Origin of the sequence: Variovorax paradoxus EPS, from assembly GCF_000184745.1 — a bacterium.
GTDB lineage: Bacteria > Pseudomonadota > Gammaproteobacteria > Burkholderiales > Burkholderiaceae_C > Variovorax > Variovorax paradoxus_C.
This window is the reverse complement of the sequence record NC_014931.1, coordinates 1,979,396-1,998,272: the sequence shown is the minus strand read 5'-3', so window position 1 is coordinate 1,998,272 and position 18,877 is coordinate 1,979,396. Positions and strand designations below refer to the sequence as shown.

Sequence of the window (18,877 nt, the reverse complement as noted above, 5' to 3'; positions counted from 1 at the left end):
TCTCTTTTTTCCTCACCCAATCGACCATGAAAATCGTCAACATCCTCGAGTCCACGCGTCCGATCAAGTCTGACATCCGCAACGCCTACATCGACTTCTCGAAAATGACCCTGAGCCTGGTGGCCGTGGTCACCGACGTGATCCGCGACGGCAAGCCCGTGGTGGGCTACGGCTTCAACTCGAACGGCCGCTACGGCCAGGGCGGCCTGATCCGCGAGCGCTTCCTGCCTCGGCTGCTGGAGGCCGAACCCGCATCGCTGCTCGACGAGACCGGCGAGAACCTCGATCCCCAAAAGATCTGGGCCCGCATGATGATCAACGAGAAGCCCGGCGGCCACGGCGAGCGCTCGGTGGCCGTGGGCACGATCGACATGGCCGTGTGGGACGCCGTCGCCAAGATCGCCGGCAAGCCGCTCTACCAGTTGCTCGCGGAACGCTACGGCAGCGGCACGCCCGACCCGCGCGTGTTCGTCTATGCCGCGGGCGGCTACTACTACCCCGGCAAGGGCGTCGAAGGCCTGCAGCGCGAGATGACCAGCTATCTCGAGCGCGGCTACTCGGTCGTGAAGATGAAGATCGGCGGCGCCACGCTCGCGGAAGACTGCGAGCGCATCGAGTCGGTGCTGAAAATCCTCGGCCCCGGCCAACAGTTGGCAGTGGACGCCAACGGCCGCTTCGACCTGCCCACCGCCATCGACTACGGCCGCGCGCTCTCGCAGTACCCGCTCTTCTGGTACGAGGAAGCCGGCGATCCGCTCGACTACGAGTTGCAGGCCAAGCTCGGCGAGGTGTACGCCGGCCCGATGGCCACGGGCGAGAACCTGTTCTCGATGCAGGATGCGCGCAACCTCATCCGCCACGGCGGCATGCGGCCCGACCGCGACTGGTTGCAATTCGACTGCGCGCTGAGCTATGGCTTGGTCGAGTACCTGCGCACGCTCGACATGCTGAAGGAACACGGCTGGTCGCCCTCGCGCTGCATTCCGCACGGCGGCCACCAGATGTCGCTGGCCATCGCCGCGGGACTCGGCCTCGGCGGCAACGAGAGCTACCCCGACCTGTTCCAGCCCTACGGCGGGTTCCCCGATGGCGTGAAGGTGCAGGACGGCTACGTCACGCTGCCGCCGCTGCCGGGCATCGGCTTCGAGGGGAAGTCCGATCTGATCGCCGAGATGCAGGCGCTCGCGCAGTAGTTTTCAGCCGATGCGCCAGGCCTGTGTCCACAGGGCCAGGCCATCGAGCGCTTCGTCCAGCGCGTCCTCGTTCGAGCGTCCGCTGCGCTTGGGCACGCTGAACGAGTGGTCGGCGCCCTCGATCTCCATCGACGTCGCCAGCATTCCCAGGCCGCGAAGCACGGGCCGCATCTGCCCGGGCTCCGCGAGCTTGTCGCGCGTGCCATGCACGAACAGCATCGGCACCTCGACCTCGTACAGATGGGCGGCGCGATCGACGGACGGCGCGCCCGAGGGGTGAAGCGGGAAGCCGAGAAAGACCAGCCCCTCGACGCCCGGCATCGCATCGAGCGCCTGGGCCTGCGAGGTCATGCGGCCACCGAACGACTTGCCGCCGGCGAACAGGCGAACGCCATCGAAGTGCTGCGAAGCGCATCGGACGGCCGCTCGCACGGTGGCGTGGGCGAGCACTGGCGAGTCCACGCGCTTCAGGCCTTTTTCCATGTACGGGAACTGATAGCGCAGCGTCGCGATGCGCCGCTCTGCAAGCCCCGCGGCGACGGCGTTCATGAACGGATGCGCCATGCCCGCGCCCGCACCGTGCGCCAGGACAAGGCAGGCCTGGGCATCCGCCGGCGACACCGCCAGGGCCGAGACATCGACACCGGATGCGACGGAGATTGCGATCTGCATTGTTTTCATGGCAAAGCCCCGATCCTCGGCCACGGACGCATTCGCATCAAGCAGCCAGACGCTCGCGGCGCTTCTGCTCCAGCTGGCGCCGGCGCTCCGCCACGGCCAGCGCCCTGGCCTTGTCGTGGCCATGCGCGGCCACCGAGAACGCCTTGCTCACCGTGCCCCTTCCCGCGATGTAGGTGATGGCCATCCAGTAGCCCGGGTGCCGGGGCCGGGGCGCTTTGAAGGTGACGCCGGAAATGCCGCTGCGGTTGTTCTTTCGCACGATCTCGGACGGCGGGCGTTTCGGCGAAAGCCCCTCGATCGGTTGCGAAGGCGCATTGCGGATCGCCTCTTCGGCCGGATGCACCTTCGCCAGCCCGGACATCTGCGCGAGCTGCCGCTCGCGTTCCCGGATCGCCATCGACCGCGCCGCACTGCCTTGGTCGCCCGCGAGAAACAGCGCCCGCAGGATCTGGTCGTGGGCGATGTAGGTCTTGGCGAGCCAGCCCAGCATCTTTCCGTGGGCCGACAGCAGGCGGAACACGCCGGGCACCCCGGTCTTGTTGTTGGGCCGGAGCTTCTCGGCCCGGGAGCGGCGCGTAGGCGGCGGCAGGCTTTTCACCAGCGCATCGCGCCACCGCTGCGCGTGCAGCAGCGCCTGCGAAGCGCCGCCGTAGCTGGCCTGGCCGAACCCCTCGCGATACCGCACGCCGGCCCTGACGATCGACACCTCGAAGCCCCAAGGCCGGCTGTAGATGCCGTACATGTCGGCCGAATTCGGAACACCTTTTGGCATGGGTTGAGCAGTGCGAAACGTGTATCGGGTTACCTATCGTAATAACGACCGGGGAGCAGCGCTTGCATTGGGGGTTGGGCCGTGGTCCGACACGGCGCGGTCCCCGCGGCAACGTACATTTCTGGTTCGGGACAGCGCCCCGCGGTTCCGCTGGACAAGCGTCTTTACGCGGATCCGGCGTATCGTTACGCGAACATCATCGAAACCAACAACTCGACAGCGATCCATGAAAATTGCCACCTGGAACGTCAACTCCCTCACCGCCCGCCTGCAGCACGTGCTCGACTGGCTGATTGCCAACCCGGTCGACGTGCTCTGCCTGCAGGAGCTCAAGATGACCGACGACAAGTTCCCGCTCGAGGTGCTCAAGTCGGCCGGCTACGAGGCCGCGGTGTTCGGCCAGAAGACCTACAACGGCGTTGCCATCCTGAGCCTCGCGCCGATGCGCGACGTGGTGAAGAACATCGGCGGCTTCACGGACGAGCAGTCGCGCGTGATCGCCGCCACCGTCGAGACGCCCACGGGCCCGCTGCGTGTGGTCAACGGCTACTTCGTGAACGGCCAGGCGCCGGGCAGCGACAAGTTCGAATACAAGCTGAAGTGGCTGGATGCTCTGCGCGACTGGCTGCGCCAGGAACTCGTCGCGCACCCGAACCTCGTGCTGCTGGGGGACTTCAACATCACGCCGGAAGACCGCGACAGTTTCGACCCGGTGGGGCTGAAGGAAACCATCCATCACACGACCGAGGAGCGCGAGCATTTCAAGGCGCTGCTCGGCCTGGGCCTCACCGACAGCTTCCGCATGTTCGAGCAGCCCGAGAAGAGCTATTCGTGGTGGGACTACCGCATGCTCGGCTACCAGAAGAACCGGGGCCTGCGCATCGACCACATCCTGGTGAGCGAGACGCTGCTGCCGCGCGTGAAGGGCTGCATCATCGACCGCGTGCCGCGCAAGTGGGAGAAGCCGAGCGATCACGCCCCCGTGGTGCTCGACCTGGCCCCGGGCGCCTGAGCCCCAGCACGCCATGACCGAGCACCTGCTTCTGCGAACCTGCCGCACCCTTGGGATCTTCGCCATCGCGCTGACGCTGGGCGCCTGCTCCATCCTCAAGCCCACCGAGAAGACGGAAGACGGCAAGAGCGCCACGGCGCCCACGGACGAAGCGGCGCCGCCCGGCAAGAGCGACGTGCCGACGGTGCGCCTGATCACCGCGCAAACGCCTGCCGTGCGTGCCTACCGCAAGACCGGCGCGCGCCACATCTACAAGGCGTACGCCAACCGGATCTACAAGGGAAAGATTCCGCCGCTGGTCTACGCGGTGGTGGTGGTCGAAACGGACATCGACGCGGACGGCAAGGTGACCAACGTGAGCTTCAGCCGCGTGCCGAGCCATGCGCCGGAAGTGCCGCCGATGATTGCCGAGCTCATCAAGGCGACGTCGCCGCTGCCGTCGCCGGGCAAGCTGGGCGGCCACACGTATGTCGATACCTGGCTCTGGGACAAGAGCGGAAAGTTCCAGCTCGACTCGCTGACGCTGGGCCAGCGGAGCCGATAGCCCCCGAGGCACGATGCCTCGGGCTCGCGCTTACTCGCGCTTACTCGATGCCGAGTTCCTGGATCTTCCGGGTGATGGTGTTGCGCCCGATGCCCAGCTTTTGAGCGGCTTCGATGCGGCGGCCGCGGGTGCTGCCCAGGGCTGTGAGGATCAGGCGCGATTCGAAGCGGCGCGAAAGCACATCCCAGACGTCGGTGCGGCCGGCGGCCAGCAAGGCCTGGGCTTCGAGTTCCAGGCCGCTTTCCCAGCTGCTCACGCCAACAGGCGCTTCCACGGCTTCGGGAACGGCGGAGGCCGACACCGATTCGCGCTCGACGCCCGGGACCGGCAGGCCCGGCGGGCTCGGCTGTGGCACAGCCGACGGTTGTACAGCCGCGGCCACCGGTGCGGCGACCTCGGCCGCATGCGTGTCCAGGCCGACGGCCATCACCTCGGGCGGCAGGTCCTTGGTTTCGATCAGCTGCGCGGGCGCCATCACGGTCAGCCAGTGGCAGATGTTTTCGAGCTGCCGGACGTTGCCCGGGAAACCGAAGGTGGCGAGCTTGGCGAGCGCTGCATCGGAGATGCGCTTGGGCTCGACGCCGAGCTGCCTTGCGCTTTGCTGCAGGAAGTGGCGCGTGAGCGCGGGCACGTCCTCGCCGCGTTCGCGCAGCGCCGGTAGACGCAGGCGGATCACGTTGAGGCGGTGGAACAAGTCTTCGCGGAAGCCGCCGAGCTTGACGCGCTGCTCCAGGTCCTGGTGGGTCGCCGCGATCACGCGCACGTTGGCCTTGACCGAGTTGTGGCCGCCTACGCGGTAGAAGTGACCGTCGCTCAGCACGCGCAGGAGGCGCGTCTGCAGGTCGAACGGCATGTCGCCGATTTCGTCGAGGAAGAGCGTGCCGCCTTCGGCCTGCTCGAAGCGGCCGCGCCGCATGGTCTGCGCGCCGGTGAAGGCGCCGCGCTCGTGGCCGAAGAGTTCGCTCTCGAGCAGGTCCTTCGGGATAGCCGCGGTGTTGATGGCCACGAAGGGACCGTTGGCGCGCGGCGAGTGCTTGTGCAGCGCACGCGCCACCAGTTCCTTGCCCGAACCCGATTCGCCGGTGATCAGCACCGTGACATTGCTCTGCGAGAGCCGGCCGATGGCGCGGAACACGTCCTGCATCGCGGGCGCCTGGCCGAGCATTTCGGGCGCGGCGACCATGCGCTCTTCGGAGACTTCCTCGCGCTGGCTTTCGTCGACAGCGCGGCGGATGAGCTCGACCGCGCGCGGCAGGTCGAAGGGCTTGGGCAGGTATTCGAAGGCGCCGCCCTGGAAGGCCGAGACGGCGCTGTCGAGGTCGGAGAACGCCGTCATGATGATGACCGGCAGGCCGGGGTGCTTGGCCTTGATCTTGTCGAGCAGATCGAGCCCGGAGCCGCCGGGCATGCGGATGTCGCTCACCAGGACCTGGGGGCCCTGCTGCTCGTCGTCGTCGGCCTGCTCCAGGGCTGCGAGCACCTCCCGGGTATTCGTGAAACTGCGGGTGGGCAAGTCTTCGCGCAGCAAGGCCTTCTCGAGCACGAAGCGGATCGATTGGTCGTCATCAACTATCCAGATCGGCTTCATGCATCTCCTTGTTGCCGTGCTGCGCTAGGGCAGCGGTATCAGTATCTTGAAATCGGTTCGGCCCGGGACGCTGTCGCACTCGATCACGCCGTGATGCTGTTGCACAAAGGTTTGTGCAAGGGTCAGCCCGAGGCCTGTTCCGCCCTCCCTGCCCGATACGAGCGGATAGAAGATGCGGTCCTTGATCGTGTCCGGCACACCCGGTCCATTGTCGATGACATGCAATTCCAATGCCAATCGATACCACTGCTTGTTGAATATCACTTGCCGGGCGATGCGGGTCCTGAAAGTGATCTGCGCATCGCCTGCCGCGCGACGCTCCGTCAGGGCCTGCGCGGCGTTGTGCACGATGTTGAGGGTGGCCTGGATGAGCTGCTCGCGGTCGCCGCGGAACTCGGGGATGGACACGTCGAAATCGCGCTCGATGTGCAGGTCGCGCGGAAACTCCGCAAGGATCACCGAGCGCACGCGTTCGCAGACTTCGTGGATGTTCACGTCGCCCACCACGTGCGGCCGGCGGTGCGGCGCCAGCAGGCGGTCGACCAGCGTCTGGAGCCGGTCGGCCTCGTGGATGATGACCTGGGTGTATTCGATGAGGTCGCGCGACTCGACCTCCATCTGCAGCAGCTGCGCCGCACCGCGAATGCCGCCGAGCGGATTCTTGATCTCGTGCGCGAGGTTGCGGATGAGTTCCTTGTTCGCCTGCGCCTGGTCGATGAGCCGCTCTTCGCGGTCTTGCCGCACCTGGTGCTCGAGCGGCGACATCTCGATGATGAGTTCGCCCTTCTTGTCGCCGTGCGCGAGCGTGACCTGCACCGGCATCAGCTCGTGATTGACGCGCCGCAGAAAGGCTTCGTAGCGCAGCGTGGCGAAGTCGTTGCTGCTGGCGCCGTCGAGCGCGGTGCGCAGCACCTGCGGCTCATGAAAACAGGCGCCAAATTGCGAGCCTTCGAGCGTTCGCCGCGAGGTGCCCAGTGCGTCTTCGAGGCCTGCGTTGGCGAACAGCACGGAGCCGTCGCTGTTGACCACGGCAATCAGCGTGGACAGCAGGTCGAAGGTCTGAAAGCGCGTGTTGGCGCCAACCGCCTTCTTCCCGAATGCCATGCGATTACTGGGGTTTGTTGGTCGGCAACCGGCCGATTTCCCGGCGGATGCCTGCGATGTCGCTCTCGTTGCGCGCGAGTTCGGCCTTCATTTCGGCCACGCGGTCGAGGTACTTCTGGTAGTTGCGGCCTTCGCTGCCCTGCTTTTCGGGCTCGCCGTTGTTGTAGTCCTTCTGCAGCTCGGCCTGGCGCGCCTCGGCCTTCTTGAGTTCGGACTCGAGCACCGAACGGGCTTCGCCGTCCCGGGCGCGCTGGTCGACGCCTTCGACGCGCGGGCTGCCGGCCGGCGCACGCGCGGCGGAAGCGCCCGACGAGCCGCTCGACGAGGACTTCGTCGTACCACCGCCACCCTGGACGACGGTGACGTTGCCGCCCTCCATGACCTTGCAGCCCTTCTGCTGGGCGATGGTGGCGTTGTTGGTGTATTCATTGCCGCAGCGCCACACGCGCTCTTGCGAGGACGCCGGCAGGGCGGCCAACAATGAACCGGCCAGGAAAATGAGAGAAGCAGTCTTCATGTGAATCGGTGGGTGGCGCGACAAAGGCGCATTTTCATGCAATTCCGCGCCACTGGTGACAAGATGTTCCGCGTCAAGGAAAAAGGACGGCCGAGGCCGTCCTTTTGTCTTACTTCCCCGCGAGGGGCTCGCTTTACAGCGAGTAGTACATGTCGAACTCGACCGGATGGGTCGCCATGCGGAAGCGGGTGACTTCCTGCATCTTCAGCTCGATGTACGCATCGATGTACGAATCGGTGAACACGCCACCCTTGGTCAGGAACGCACGGTCCTTGTCGAGGTATTCCAGGGCCTGGTCGAGGCTGTGGCACACGGTCGGGATCAGCGCGTCTTCTTCCGGCGGCAGGTGGTACAGGTCCTTGCTGGCAGCTTCGCCCGGATGGATCTTGTTTTCCACGCCGTCGAGACCGGCCATCAACAGCGCGGCGAAACCGAGGTACGGGTTCATCAGCGGATCGGGGAAGCGCGCTTCGACGCGGCGGCCCTTCGGGTTGGCCACGAACGGGATGCGGATCGAGGCCGAGCGGTTCTTGGCCGAATAGGCCAGCTTCACCGGGGCTTCGAAGCCGGGCACCAGGCGCTTGTAGCTGTTGGTGCCGGGGTTCGTGATGGCGTTCAGGGCACGGGCGTGCTTGATGATGCCGCCGATGTAGTGCAGCGCGAAGTCGGACAGGCCTGCGTAGCCGTCGCCGGCGAACAGATTCTTTCCGTCCTTCCAGACCGACTGGTGCACGTGCATGCCGGAGCCGTTGTCGCCGACGATGGGCTTGGGCATGAAGGTGGCGGTCTTGCCGTAGGCGTGGGCCACGTTGTGGATCACGTACTTCTGCAGCTGGACCCAGTCGGCGCGCTGGACCAGCGTGCTGAACTTGGTACCGAGTTCCATCTGGCCGGCGTTGGCCACTTCATGGTGATGCACTTCGACCGGGATGCCGAGCGATTCGAGCACCAGGCACATTTCCGAGCGCATGTCCTGGAAGCTGTCGACTGGGGGAACCGGGAAGTAGCCACCCTTGACTGCGGGACGGTGGCCGGTGTTGCCGTGCTCGTATTCCTTGTCGGTGTTCCACGAGGCTTCTTCGGAATCGATCTTCACGAAGCAGCCCGACATGTCGTTCTTCCAGCGAACACCGTCGAACACGAAGAATTCGGGTTCCGGACCGAAGAAGGCGGTGTCGCCCAGGCCCGATGCCTTCATGTACGCCTCGGCGCGCTTGGCGAGCGAACGCGGGTCGCGCTCGTAGGCCTTGCCGTCTGCCGGGTCGATCACGTCGCAGGTCAGGATCAGCGTCGTTTCTTCGAAGAAGGGGTCGATGTTGGCGGTGTTGGGGTCGGGCATGAGCTGCATGTCCGAAGCTTCGATCCCCTTCCAGCCAGCGATGGACGAGCCGTCGAACGCGTGCCCCGACGTGAATTTGTCTTCATCGAAAGCCGAGACCGGCACGGTGACGTGCTGCTCTTTGCCACGGGTGTCGGTGAAGCGGAAGTCGATGAACTTGACCTCGTTTTCCTTGACGAGCTTGAGTACATCGGCGACGGTCTTTGCCATCAGTTTCTCCTGAGTTGGATGGTGGTTAGGAATACGGGAACGAAGGATGCAGTTTCTGTGCCATTGTCGCCTCACGGAATGAGGCTTTATGAACAGATGCACCGCTTAAATACGTGCGAGGCGTCACCAGTTTGGTGCATTGACTTTTAACGCACCAATTCTGGGCCAAGCTTGGCATCGAAAGTGTGCAACCCTTCGATCAGCTGGGTATAGGCCGCATCGAGCCGGCCGGGGTCGCCTTTGACGCCCAACTCGATGTGACGGCCGTATTGGGGGTGATCGACGCTCGGCAAGCTGAACACCTTGATGCCCGCGTGGGTCTCCTCGATGGCCTGCATCAGGGGCGTGAGGGTGGCCTCCATCGCACCGAAAACGATCACCGACTTCTCGGCGATGGCGTTGCGGGTGAAGAGATCGGCATAGCGGGTGTCGAGCACCGATTCGATCATCGGCCAGGCCATGACCGGGAAGCCCGGCACGAAATGCACATGCTCGACGCTGAAGCCCGGGATCTTGTTGTAGGGATTGCGGATGATCGTCGCGCCCTGCGGGAACACGCCCATGTTCAGGCGGTGGATGTTGTCGGGCCGGTCGGGCTCGTAGACGGTGCCCTGCTCCTTGGCCGTGTCCTGCATGCGTTCGCGGATCAGCACCTCGGCTTCGGGGTGCAGCGCGAGCGGCACGCGCAAGGCCTTGGCGGCGCACTGGCGGGTGTGGTCGTCGGGCGTGGCGCCGATGCCGCCGGTCGAGAACACAATGTCGCCCGAGGCGAAGGCGCGCATGAGCGCGGCGGTGATGCGCGTCGGCTCGTCGCCCACGTACTCCGCCCAGCCCAGCTGCAGGCCGCGCGCGGCGAGCAGCTCGATGACCTTGGGCATGTGCTTGTCGGCGCGCTTGCCGGAGAGGATCTCGTCGCCGACGACGATGAGACCGAATGCGCGTGTCATGGTGAACCCCATTGAGAAAGAGCGGCCTGGTTGGCTTCGGCCGCCTCGAGGGCGGGCGTGCCGCCTTCGGCCGAGGCCAGCGCCGCGGCGCGCTGCGTGCGCAGCTGGGCCAGGGCATCGAGGCAATAGTGCGCGAACCAGAGTGCCGAGAAGGCGAAGACCAGTGTGTAGATCCAGATCGCGATCGGCACCAGCACGAAGAAGGCGGCGGCGAACAGCAACCCAGAAGCCCAGACGATGCTCGGTGCGGCGCCGAGGTAACCGCACAGCACGCCGATGCACAGGAGCGGCAACCGGTGGGTGCGCAGCAAGGTGGCGCGCTCCTCGGGGCTCGCGTGCTCGGCCAGGGCGTCGAAGCTCATGACCCGGTAGGTGAGCCAGCCCCAGATGAGCGGGGGAAGAATCAACACCAGCGGCGGAATGAGCCAGAGCGGCATCGAGACCACCAGCGCCAGCAACGCGAGGAGGGTCACGCCCAGCGAACGCGCCACGCTGCCGAGGAAGGAAGCGCCCTTCTTCTGCTCCAACGACGGAAAACGGCGTTCGCCCACGAGCTTGGTGAGCGCGGGGGACATCAGCCCCGCCACGATCAGCAGCGACACCACCACGATCAGCGGCGTGGCGGCGAACACCACCACCAGCGAGGCCAGCACGAAGGTCACGTCGCCCGAGAAAAGCCGTCCGATCCAGGCCCAGAAGCTCGCGAGCAGCGGCCAGGCGTCGAGCGCGCTGCGAGTCCAGGTGACGGCCGAGTCCCAATAGAAATAGCCGAGCCCCGCGGCCAGCAGCACCATCAGGCCCAGCGGCAGCAGCGACAGCACGATCACGCGCGGCAGCATGCAATAGGCGACCGCGCGCCAGAAGGAGTCGAGGAGCAGGCGCATGAGGCAGCGAGGATAACGCCTGGGATCCGGCCCGGGGCGATTCAGCCGCGGCCGACCATGCGCTTGAGGCCCAGCCACTGCTGCGCCCAGAAGCCCCGGCCGTAGTCGCGCGTGCGGCCGCTGGCGTCTGGCTCGACCTGGTCGCGGATACCGGTCGGGTCGTAGCGGTCCTCGAAGTTCGCGGTGCGGAACAGCATGTCCCACCAGGGCAGCAGCACGCCGAAGTTGTGGCCGCCCAGCGTGCTCTTGCCGCGCGACTCATGGCCGAGGCCGATGCTGTGATGCAGCCGGTGGAAGCGCGGGCTGACCCAGAGCCGCTCGCCGATCGCGCCGAAGCTCAGCCTCAGGTTCGCGTGCTGCAGGCTTTCGCTGAGCTGCGTGAAGGCGACGAAGGCAATGAACTGCCCCGGCGCCACGCCGATCAGTTGCGCCACGATGACGATGATCGCGTCGTGGACGATGTCGTCGACCAGGTGGTTGCGGTCGTCGCTCCACATCGTCATCTGGCGCTGCGAGTGGTGCAGCGAATGCAGGCCCCACCACCAGTTGAACTGGTGCTGGCCGCGGTGGATCCAGTAGCCGACGAAGTCGAGCACCACGAGGTAGATGGCAAAGGCCACCACCGGCACGTCGGTCACGCCGGGCCAGACTTCGTCCAGGTGGAAGGTGCCCCACCCGGCCGTACGCAGGCTCCCCAGCGCATCGTCGAAGAAAGGCTGCAGCGTGAAGAAGAGCGCAAGGCGGAAAAGCCCAAGCTTGTGGATCAGCGTGTAGAGCACGTCGATGCGGATCGCGTGGCGGTCGACCACCGGTTCCACCGAGCGCCAGCGCTGCAGCGGCCCGATCACCGCGAGCAGCACGACGATCTGGATGAAGCCGACCAGCAGCCAGCCGGTGGCGTCGAAGGCGTCCTCGGTCCAGCCGCCCAGGCCGACCGCGTACACCAGCGGCTGCACCGCCGCCTCGAAGAACCAGCCCTGCAGGGCGGAGAAAAGGTCCGTCAACCAGTCGATCACGGCGGCAACCTCAGGGGTGGGATGCGATCCAGGCGCGGTAGTCCGGATGCTGGCGCAGGGTCTGGAAGCAGAAGCCCTTGGCCTTCAGGCCGACGATCAGCGGCTCCAGGTTGGCCGGCGCCCACGGGTCCTTGCGCGACCAGATGCCCAGGTGCGCGAGCAGGATGTCGCCGGGGCGGATGGTGTCCAGCGCCTGCGTCAGCAGTTTCTCGTTGCTGAACTTCTCGCTCGGGAGTTCGTCGCCGAGGAAGCCGGCGGGCGCCCAGCCCACGTGCTCATAACCGCAGGCCTTGGCGGCCGCCAGCAGCTTGGGCGAAGTCTTGCCGCCCGGCGCGCGGTACAGCGGCAGCGGCTTCTTGCCGGTGATGAGCGCCAGCCGATCGGAGGCCTTGCTGATGTTGGCGCAGTACTCGGCGGCGGTCCAGGTGAACTCGCGGCCGGCGAAAGCGCCCGCCGAGGGCTTCACCCGGAAGGTCGGCGTGGTGCCCTTCAGGTCGGCGCGCCAGTAGGTGTGGTCGTAGGTGTGCGAGGCGAACTCGTTGCCCTCGGCCGCCCTCGCCTTCCACCAGGGCGCCCAGTGGTTGTCGAGGCTGTCACCATCGGTCGTCGTGCGCTCGGCGGCGGCGAAGAAGGTGACGCGAACGTCCTGCCGCTTGAGCACCTCGGCCACCAGCGGGGCGATGCCCATGTGGCCGGTGTCGAAGGTCAGGTAGACCGGCTTTTCGCAGGTGCCGCCCTGCGCCCAGGCGGCGGGGACGACAGCGACGGCCATCGCCAGCGCGATGGCCCGGCGGGCGCGGCTAGATGCGCTTGGCATGGTCGAGGGTCCAGACGCCGTGTGGCGAACGGCCGACGTTGACTTGCCGCACCACCTTCTGCGTGGCCAGGTCGATCACGCTGAGCTTCTTGGCCCAGCGCGAGGTGACGTACAGCGTCTTGCCATCGGCCGACACGTCCATGCAGTCGGGGCCGCCCGGCACCGCGTAGGTCGCGCTGACCTTCAGCGTCGCGATGTCGATGCGGCTGATCGTGTTGGCCACCCGGTTGCTCACGAACACGCTCTTGCCGTCGCCGGCCGAGCGGAAGGCGTGCGCGCCCTTGCCGGTGGGGATCTTGCCGACCAGCTTGGGCTCGGTGCCGGCCACGTCGAACACCTGCACGCCGTCGCTGCCGGTCAGGCCCACCAGCAGGGTCTTGTCGTTGTGAATGCCGTAAATGTCGGCCGGCATCGCGCCGGTGGCCACGCGCCAGCGGATGGTCTGCGTGGGCAGGTCGATGGCGATCATCTCGTCGCTGTCCTGCATCGTCACGTAGGCAATGGTGCTGGTGTTGTCGATCCAGATGTGGCTGGGCGTCTTGCCCGAGGCGATCCGCTTGGCGAGCTTCAGGTCCTTGCCGTCCCAGCGGTACACGTCCACGTGGTTGAGCCGGTTGCCCGCGGTGACGAACCACTTCATGTCGCGCGAGAACTGCAGCTGGTACGGATCGATGATCCCGTAGACCACCCGCTGCACCTCCGCCGTCTTCGGATTGAGGAACGTGAGCGAATCGCCCGCCGAATTCGCCACGATGACCGACTTTTCGTCAGGCGTCATGTAGATGTGGTGCGGCTCCTTGCCCGTGGGAATGCGCAGCTTCTCGGTCCAGTCGACCGGGTTGATCACGCTGACGTTGGCGTCCAGCGAGTTGAGCACGAAGATGGGAGGAGGTTCGGCCGGCGCGGCGGTGGCGGCGTGGGCCACCAGGACGGTCAGGCAGGAAAACAGGAAGGCCGCAACGCGGCCGTTCGGGCGGGCAGGGAGTCGCAAGGGGAAGGTTCCGGGAAAGAGCTGAGGATCTTAACGGCCGGCCCTGAAGGCTGGCTGACCGTTCCGGCGCTCTTTCTCTCCCCTTCTGCCCCTACTGTGGCGGCTTGGCAGGTTTCGTCGGCGCACGCAGCGCTGCCACTTCTTCGGCCGTCAGCCAGCGCCACTGCCCCGGCGCCAGGTCCGCGGGCAGCGACAGCTCGCCGATGCGCGAACGGTGCAGGCCCTCGACCCGGTTGCCCACCGCGGCCAGCATGCGCTTGACCTGGTGGTATTTGCCCTCGGTGAGCGTGAGCCGCAGGTGCAGCGGGCTGTCGGATTCGCAGGCCGCCGCGCGCACCGGCTTCGGGTCGTCGTCGAGCACCACGCCGGCCAGCAGCTTCGCGATCTGCGCCTCGTCCACCGGGTGCTTCGCCGTCACCTCGTAGACCTTGGGCACGTGGTGCTTGGGCGAGCCCATCTTGTGGATGAACTGGCCGTCGTCGGTCATCAGCAGGAGACCGGTGGTGTCCTGGTCGAGCCGGCCGATGGCCTGCACGCCCTGTACCGCGCCCTTGTTGGGCCGCAGGCGCAGCGGCGACGGCAGCAGCGTGTAGATGCTCGGGTAGGTCGAAGGCTTCTGCGAGCACTCGGTGCCGGCCGGCTTGTGCAGCATCAGGTAGGCCTTCTCGTGATAGGCCCACGGCGTGCCCTGCACGGTGTAGAGAAGGCCTTCGGGGTCGACGTCGGCGAAGGGGTCCGTCACGGCCTTGCCGTCGATGGTCACGTGGCCTTGCTGGACCAGCCCCGCGCAAACGCGTCGCGTGCCGAAGCCCTGGGTGTAGAGGATGTCTTGCAGATGCATGGGAAATGAAAAAGGCGGCCGCGCCAGCGTGGCACGACCGCCCTGAGTTTGCAGGATCAGTACCCGGCCGCCAGACCGGTGTTGCGGCGGGGGTCGTTCGCGCCGTAGAAGCGGTTGGCGCCGACCGGCTTGCCGCCCAGCGACGGCGCGCCGACGATGATCGCCGCGAGGTGGTTCGCCGGCTGCGGCACGCCCAGGTTGTGGCCCATGTCGCTCAGGATCTTGCGGGTGTCGGGGCTGATGGCGAAGGTCTCGACGTTGGTGACGTCGGGCAGCCACTGCTGGTGGAAGCGCGGCGCATCGACGGCTTCCTGCACGTTCATGCCGTAGTCGACCACGTTCAGGATCGTGTGCAGCACCGCCGTGATGATGCGGCTGCCGCCGGGCGTGCCGACCACGAACACCGGCTTGCCGTCCTTGGAAACGATGGTCGGGCTCATCGAGCTCAGCGGGCGCTTGCCCGGGGCGATGGCGTTGGCCTCGCCCTGCACCAGGCCGTACATGTTGGGCACGCCGATCTTGGAGGTGAAGTCGTCCATCTCGTTGTTCAGCAGCACGCCGGTCTTGTCGGCCGTGACCTTGGCGCCGAACCAGTCGTTCAGCGTGTAGGTGACCGAGACCGCATTGCCCCACTGGTCGGTGATCGAGTAGTGGGTGGTGTTGCTGCCTTCGTGCGGCGCGACGCCGGGCTTGATGTCCTTGGAGACGCCCGCCTTCTTTGGATCGATGGCCGCGCGGATCTTCTCCGCGTAGCCCTTGTCGAGCAGGCGATCGAGCGGGTTCTTCACGAAGTCGGGGTCGCCCAGATAGCTGTTGCGGTCCACGTAGGCGTGGCGCATGGCTTCGATCTGGTAGTGCACCGATTGCGCCGAGCGGAAGCCCAGGTCCTTGAGCGGGTAGCCCTCCAGGATGTTGAGCATCTCGCAGATGATCACGCCGCCCGAGCTCGGGGGCGGTGCCGACACCACGCGGTAGCCGCGGTAGTCGCACTCGACCGGGGCGAGTTCGCGCGTCTTGTACTGGTCGAGGTCGGCCTGCGTGATGATGCCCTTGCCGGCCTGGCTCGATGCCACGATCGCCTTGCCGACCCAGCCCTTGTAGAAGCCGTCGGTGCCCTTGGAACTGATTTCCTTCAGCGTCTTGGCGAGGTCCTTCTGCACGAGCTTCTGGCCGACCTGGAAAGGCTGCCCCTTGTTCAGGAAGATCGCGCCGGAGACCGGGTCTTTCTGGAAATCGGCGGTGGAGGTCCACAGCATGTCGATGTCGCCCTGCTCCAGCGCGAAGCCCTTGTCGGCCAACTGGATCGAGGGAGCGATGAGGTCGGCGCGCTTCATCGTGCCGTACTTCTCGCGCGCGTATTCCATGCCCGACACCGAGCCCGGCACGCCGACGGCGAGGTGGCCGTTGGTGCTCAGGCCCTTGATGACGTTGCCGTCCTTGTCCAGGTACATGTTGGCCGTAGCGGCCAGCGGCGCCTTCTCGCGGAAGTCTAGGAAGGTCTTGCGGCCGTCGGCCAGTTGCACGGTCATGAAACCGCCGCCGCCGAGGTTACCCGCTGCCGGGTACACCACCGCCAGCGCATAGCCCACGGCAACCGCCGCATCGACCGCGTTGCCGCCGCGCTTGAGCACATCGACGCCGACCTTGCTGGCCAGGTGCTGCGCGCTCACGACCATGCCGTGCTCGGCCGCGACCGGCGCCTGCGAGGCCGCCTGCGACGCGCCCGCGGCAGTCAGCGCGAGCGCGGCTGCGACGGCGGCGCGCAATGTCGGCGTCCATTGGAATTGCTGCATGGGAAGTCTCCTCTTTGAGTTGGATGAAGAACGAGGGAATGAAAACGGGAACGGTCAGGCCGTGAGCAGCGCCTTGCGCCGCAGGTCCTTCAGGGCCAGCGCGACCTGCTGCTGCGCGAATTCCTTCAGCGCCTCGGGCTCGGTCAGCGGCTTCTCGTCCTTGATGAAGCGCAGGCGATCAGCCCGCACTTCACTGGCCAGGTGCTCGGCAAGCGCTTCGTGCGAATGTGCGCCGTCGAGCAGCGGCAGCAGGCTGCGCTCCAGCAACGTGAGGCCGACGGGCTCGTGCCACTGGTTGCAGGCCTGGGCATTGGCGCCGGCCGTGAGCGCAAGGCCGAGCGCGCCCCGCACGGTGGACAGGGCCTGCGGAAGGCCGGACACCTCGGTCGCCGCAGACACCGGCGTGCGCCGGAACCGCAAGGCGCCGAGGATCACCAGTTCCTCGAGCATGGCCAGCACGACGCGTTCGACCGCATCGCGCGGCTCGCCGTTGAGCTTTGCCGCGGCATCGATCAGAGCTTCTGCCGACACGGACGCGGGATAGCGCGCCTCCAGCACCTGCGCCACGGCCTTGTGCGCGGGCAGGCGCAGCGTGACCTTGAGATTGCGCATCGCATGGCAGGGCTGCTCGCGCGCATCGAGCGTCAGCGCGCCACCGTCCTCTGTGGTGAACACGCCGGCGAATTCGAGGGCACGGATGCGCGCCGGATCGAGGCGGTAGCGGATGTCCCGGGCGCACTCCTGCTTGACCAGGAGGGTCTGGCGGAAGGTGCGGTTGACCAGGAAATCGAGGTACTGCTCCATCATGATCTGGCTGCCGCCGCATTCGCGCAGCAGCGGATCGCGCACCTTCTCGCCGTAGTTCTGCACGAACATGGTCGAGGGCTCCGCATCGCACAGGTAAGCCAGGCCGCGGGCGTCGGCACGCGCGGCGAACTCCTTGAAGTAGCACGGCTCGTTGCAGGGCTCGAGGAATTCGTGCAGCAGGTAGGAGCTATTGGCGCCACGCACGATCGGCATCGTCTCTTCGAGCGTTTTCTTGAGCACGCTGTCGGGGCGCGCCGACTGCTCGAGGAACTCGAGCATGCCGCGCGCATAGGCCAGCTTTTCGTCGGGCGTGTCGCGAGGGCCGCCGCGGAGAATCATCGCGTCGCGGACGATCTCGCGCGCCTTCCAGCCCGGGTACACGTTGTAGCTCACGTAGGCCACGCCGTTCGGCGCGAGGTTCTCGGAGCAGATGCGCAGGATCGCGTCCTGCACCGGCCCTGGCACCCAGCTGTAGACGCCGTGGCAAACGATGTAGTCGAACTGGCCGAACGAGGCGTCGATGTCGGCGATGTTGAATGCCCTCAACTCCACGTTCGACAGGCTCGCATGGGCGATAGCTGCGACGCCTTGCGACACCTGCACAGGCGACAGGTCGACGCCGAGGGCGCTCGCCTCGGGATGGCGTGCCGCGAAGGGAATCAGGTTGCCGCCGGCCGCGCAACCTAATTCGAGCACGCGGGCCGTGGCGGGAGCAGGCGCATCAAGGCCGAACAAGAAGGCCAGCGCCTCCAGGTGCTCCATCGCGGACTGTGGGAACGGGTGCGAGTCGTAGGGCACCGTGTCGTAGTAGCTGGTCAGCGTGGAAGTCAGTGAATCCGGCACGAACGTCCTTTGAGGATCTGCGAAGGTCTGGGGGTTGCGCTGTGACGGCGCTGGCCGACTATAGCCTCGCGATCGGGCAAAAAAAACCCAGCGGTGACGCTGGGCTCAAGCCTTTCTGCTGGCATGGCATCAAGGACCCCGCACAGGTGGCTGGCGGGGGACGGCTGACCCGTCAAGGAGAAATCGGAAGTGGCCCTGAAGGCAACCGGTTGGGTGGAGCGGCCGGCCCTTGCGTCGAGGTTCCCGTGAGAGGACGAAGCCAATCGTCGGCCGCATCCTCGGGCGGCATGGCCCTCAGCCGCGCATCGCGTCGAAGCGTGCGCGCCATGTCTTCCAGTTCGAAGACGTCGACCGAGTGCCAGCGCTGCCGCAATCGATGCGCGCAGGCGGCAATCCAAAGGGTGGCCGGGATATTTTCCATGAGAGGATTTTACTGTATATTTGTACAGTCATTTCATCAAGGATGTCGCAATGTCTACGACCGAAGATATGGCTCCCGCTCCCAATCACGCATTGACCGAGGCCTTGGCCTGGATCTCGAAGTTCGCGCACGCTTGGAAGGCCATCGAACCCGCCCCCAGGACTCTCAGCATCGACGGCTTCATCATCTGGGGACCGGTGCTCTACGAGAAGCACAAGGGCGAGGACCCGGTGATGCTCGCACAGCAACTTTTCGGCAAGTCCGGTGCGTATTGCACGTACCTCTATCCTGGACGCACGTCCGGTACGGGCTCGAACCTCGCGTCTTAGAATGCCCCGATGAATTGGCGCACTCCTCTCCTTCCGCTTGCCTTGATCACCACCGTCATCACCGGTTGCACGGCCCCGAACGAGATCGTGCCGTTTCGCGAAGGCGTGCTGCGTGCGCCCAGCTACACGCTGGCGGCGGACTACTGCAGTGCGAAGAGCCTGACGCCCAAGTGGATCGGCAGGGCACCGGCGGAATCCGGCGTGCTGTTTCAGTGCTACTGAACTTCA

At 66.1% G+C, this 18,877-nt stretch carries 20 protein-coding genes; 5 read left to right on the top strand and 15 right to left on the bottom strand.

Annotated features, from left to right (window positions below; genetic code table 11):
• Window positions 1-26 precede the first annotated feature (26 nt).
• Window positions 27-1,193 (top strand): mandelate racemase/muconate lactonizing enzyme family protein, encoded by a 1,167-nt coding sequence (locus VARPA_RS09055; RefSeq protein WP_013540253.1) that lies wholly within the window; start codon window positions 27-29, stop codon window positions 1,191-1,193.
• 3 nt (window positions 1,194-1,196) lie between these two features.
• On the opposite strand, the gene VARPA_RS09050 is transcribed toward VARPA_RS09055, so the two are convergent.
• On the bottom strand, window positions 1,197-1,874 hold the full coding sequence (locus VARPA_RS09050) for an alpha/beta family hydrolase (RefSeq protein WP_013540252.1): 678 nt from the start codon (window positions 1,872-1,874) through the stop codon (window positions 1,197-1,199).
• A gap of 37 nt (window positions 1,875-1,911) precedes the next feature.
• A complete protein-coding gene (locus tag VARPA_RS09045; RefSeq protein ID WP_144298955.1) occupies window positions 1,912-2,646 on the bottom strand; it encodes an AP2 domain-containing protein in 735 nt (244 codons plus the stop codon).
• Window positions 2,647-2,872: 226 nt separating this feature from the next.
• Here VARPA_RS09045 and xth point away from each other — a divergent pair, with 226 nt between their 5' ends.
• Both xth and VARPA_RS09035 read left to right on the top strand, forming a co-directional pair.
• Complete coding sequence (gene xth / locus VARPA_RS09040; protein WP_013540250.1) at window positions 2,873-3,658, top strand: exodeoxyribonuclease III; 786 nt, start codon at window positions 2,873-2,875, stop codon at window positions 3,656-3,658.
• A gap of 13 nt (window positions 3,659-3,671) precedes the next feature.
• Entirely contained in the window at window positions 3,672-4,202 is a 531-nt protein-coding gene (locus VARPA_RS09035; protein ID WP_013540249.1) for a hypothetical protein, read from the top strand.
• Between the two features lie 40 nt (window positions 4,203-4,242).
• Here the strand turns inward: VARPA_RS09035 and ntrC are convergent, their stop codons facing one another.
• The 13 genes from ntrC to VARPA_RS30520 all read right to left on the bottom strand — a co-directional run bounded on the left by ntrC (window position 4,243) and on the right by VARPA_RS30520 (window position 18,320).
• A complete protein-coding gene (gene ntrC / locus VARPA_RS09030) occupies window positions 4,243-5,790 on the bottom strand; it encodes a nitrogen regulation protein NR(I) (RefSeq protein ID WP_013540248.1) in 1,548 nt (515 codons plus the stop codon).
• A 24-nt stretch (window positions 5,791-5,814) separates the two neighbouring features.
• Window positions 5,815-6,894 (bottom strand): nitrogen regulation protein NR(II), encoded by a 1,080-nt coding sequence (gene glnL / locus VARPA_RS09025; RefSeq protein ID WP_013540247.1) that lies wholly within the window; start codon window positions 6,892-6,894, stop codon window positions 5,815-5,817.
• 4 nt (window positions 6,895-6,898) lie between these two features.
• Window positions 6,899-7,411, bottom strand: a complete 513-nt coding sequence (locus tag VARPA_RS09020; protein ID WP_013540246.1) for a hypothetical protein — start codon at window positions 7,409-7,411, stop codon at window positions 6,899-6,901.
• Window positions 7,412-7,544: 133 nt separating this feature from the next.
• A complete protein-coding gene (gene glnA / locus VARPA_RS09015) occupies window positions 7,545-8,960 on the bottom strand; it encodes a type I glutamate--ammonia ligase (RefSeq protein ID WP_013540245.1) in 1,416 nt (471 codons plus the stop codon).
• Window positions 8,961-9,106: 146 nt separating this feature from the next.
• Complete coding sequence (locus VARPA_RS09010) at window positions 9,107-9,907, bottom strand: competence/damage-inducible protein A (protein ID WP_200861452.1); 801 nt, start codon at window positions 9,905-9,907, stop codon at window positions 9,107-9,109.
• Entirely contained in the window at window positions 9,904-10,791 is an 888-nt protein-coding gene (locus tag VARPA_RS09005; protein WP_013540243.1) for an EI24 domain-containing protein, read from the bottom strand. Before VARPA_RS09005 ends, VARPA_RS09010 begins: the two co-directional genes overlap by 4 nt.
• Before the next feature lie 41 nt (window positions 10,792-10,832).
• Complete coding sequence (locus VARPA_RS09000; RefSeq protein WP_013540242.1) at window positions 10,833-11,807, bottom strand: sterol desaturase family protein; 975 nt, start codon at window positions 11,805-11,807, stop codon at window positions 10,833-10,835.
• 10 nt (window positions 11,808-11,817) lie between these two features.
• The gene (locus VARPA_RS08995) at window positions 11,818-12,624 is read right to left on the bottom strand and encodes a polysaccharide deacetylase family protein (RefSeq protein ID WP_013540241.1); all 807 of its coding nucleotides are present in this window, start codon (window positions 12,622-12,624) and stop codon (window positions 11,818-11,820) included.
• Window positions 12,608-13,615, bottom strand: a complete 1,008-nt coding sequence (locus tag VARPA_RS08990) for a YncE family protein (protein WP_013540240.1) — start codon at window positions 13,613-13,615, stop codon at window positions 12,608-12,610. Before VARPA_RS08990 ends, VARPA_RS08995 begins: the two co-directional genes overlap by 17 nt.
• A 91-nt stretch (window positions 13,616-13,706) precedes the next feature.
• Entirely contained in the window at window positions 13,707-14,456 is a 750-nt protein-coding gene (locus VARPA_RS08985) for a pseudouridine synthase (RefSeq protein WP_013540239.1), read from the bottom strand.
• A 56-nt stretch (window positions 14,457-14,512) separates the two neighbouring features.
• A complete protein-coding gene (gene ggt, locus VARPA_RS08980; RefSeq protein ID WP_013540238.1) occupies window positions 14,513-16,249 on the bottom strand; it encodes a gamma-glutamyltransferase in 1,737 nt (578 codons plus the stop codon).
• A 54-nt stretch (window positions 16,250-16,303) separates the two neighbouring features.
• A complete protein-coding gene (locus tag VARPA_RS08975; protein ID WP_013540237.1) occupies window positions 16,304-17,899 on the bottom strand; it encodes a methyltransferase regulatory domain-containing protein in 1,596 nt (531 codons plus the stop codon).
• Window positions 17,900-18,071: 172 nt separating this feature from the next.
• Window positions 18,072-18,320: a hypothetical protein gene (locus VARPA_RS30520; RefSeq protein ID WP_080559367.1), complete on the bottom strand. Its 249-nt coding sequence runs from the start codon at window positions 18,318-18,320 to the stop codon at window positions 18,072-18,074.
• Between the two features lie 50 nt (window positions 18,321-18,370).
• On the opposite strand from VARPA_RS30520, the gene VARPA_RS08970 reads away from it, so the two are divergent.
• Both VARPA_RS08970 and VARPA_RS08965 read left to right on the top strand, forming a co-directional pair.
• Window positions 18,371-18,649, top strand: coding sequence for a hypothetical protein (locus tag VARPA_RS08970; RefSeq protein ID WP_013540236.1), 279 nt, complete (start codon window positions 18,371-18,373; stop codon window positions 18,647-18,649).
• A gap of 42 nt (window positions 18,650-18,691) precedes the next feature.
• Window positions 18,692-18,871 carry a hypothetical protein gene (locus VARPA_RS08965; protein ID WP_234974978.1) on the top strand — a complete coding sequence of 60 codons (180 nt, stop codon included), beginning with the start codon at window positions 18,692-18,694 and terminating at the stop codon, window positions 18,869-18,871.
• Window positions 18,872-18,877 lie beyond the last annotated feature (6 nt).

Bases quoted from the DNA above. Each gene is read 5' to 3' on its own strand.
- ntrC (WP_013540248.1), bottom strand. From the start codon at position 5,790: ATGAAGCCGATCTGGATAGTTGATGACGACCAATCGATCCGCTTCGTG.
- VARPA_RS08985 (WP_013540239.1), bottom strand. From the start codon at position 14,456: ATGCATCTGCAAGACATCCTCTACACCCAGGGCTTCGGCACGCGACGC.
- VARPA_RS09055 (WP_013540253.1), top strand. From the start codon at position 27: ATGAAAATCGTCAACATCCTCGAGTCCACGCGTCCGATCAAGTCTGAC.
- VARPA_RS08970 (WP_013540236.1), top strand. From the start codon at position 18,371: ATGTCTACGACCGAAGATATGGCTCCCGCTCCCAATCACGCATTGACC.
- VARPA_RS08995 (WP_013540241.1), bottom strand. From the start codon at position 12,624: ATGCCAAGCGCATCTAGCCGCGCCCGCCGGGCCATCGCGCTGGCGATG.
- xth (WP_013540250.1), top strand. From the start codon at position 2,873: ATGAAAATTGCCACCTGGAACGTCAACTCCCTCACCGCCCGCCTGCAG.
- ggt (WP_013540238.1), bottom strand. From the start codon at position 16,249: ATGCAGCAATTCCAATGGACGCCGACATTGCGCGCCGCCGTCGCAGCC.
- VARPA_RS09020 (WP_013540246.1), bottom strand. From the start codon at position 7,411: ATGAAGACTGCTTCTCTCATTTTCCTGGCCGGTTCATTGTTGGCCGCC.
- VARPA_RS09050 (WP_013540252.1), bottom strand. From the start codon at position 1,874: ATGAAAACAATGCAGATCGCAATCTCCGTCGCATCCGGTGTCGATGTC.
- VARPA_RS09045 (WP_144298955.1), bottom strand. From the start codon at position 2,646: ATGCCAAAAGGTGTTCCGAATTCGGCCGACATGTACGGCATCTACAGC.
- glnL (WP_013540247.1), bottom strand. From the start codon at position 6,894: ATGGCATTCGGGAAGAAGGCGGTTGGCGCCAACACGCGCTTTCAGACC.
- VARPA_RS09005 (WP_013540243.1), bottom strand. From the start codon at position 10,791: ATGCGCCTGCTCCTCGACTCCTTCTGGCGCGCGGTCGCCTATTGCATG.
- VARPA_RS30520 (WP_080559367.1), bottom strand. From the start codon at position 18,320: ATGGAAAATATCCCGGCCACCCTTTGGATTGCCGCCTGCGCGCATCGA.
- VARPA_RS09035 (WP_013540249.1), top strand. From the start codon at position 3,672: ATGACCGAGCACCTGCTTCTGCGAACCTGCCGCACCCTTGGGATCTTC.
- VARPA_RS09010 (WP_200861452.1), bottom strand. From the start codon at position 9,907: ATGACACGCGCATTCGGTCTCATCGTCGTCGGCGACGAGATCCTCTCC.
- glnA (WP_013540245.1), bottom strand. From the start codon at position 8,960: ATGGCAAAGACCGTCGCCGATGTACTCAAGCTCGTCAAGGAAAACGAG.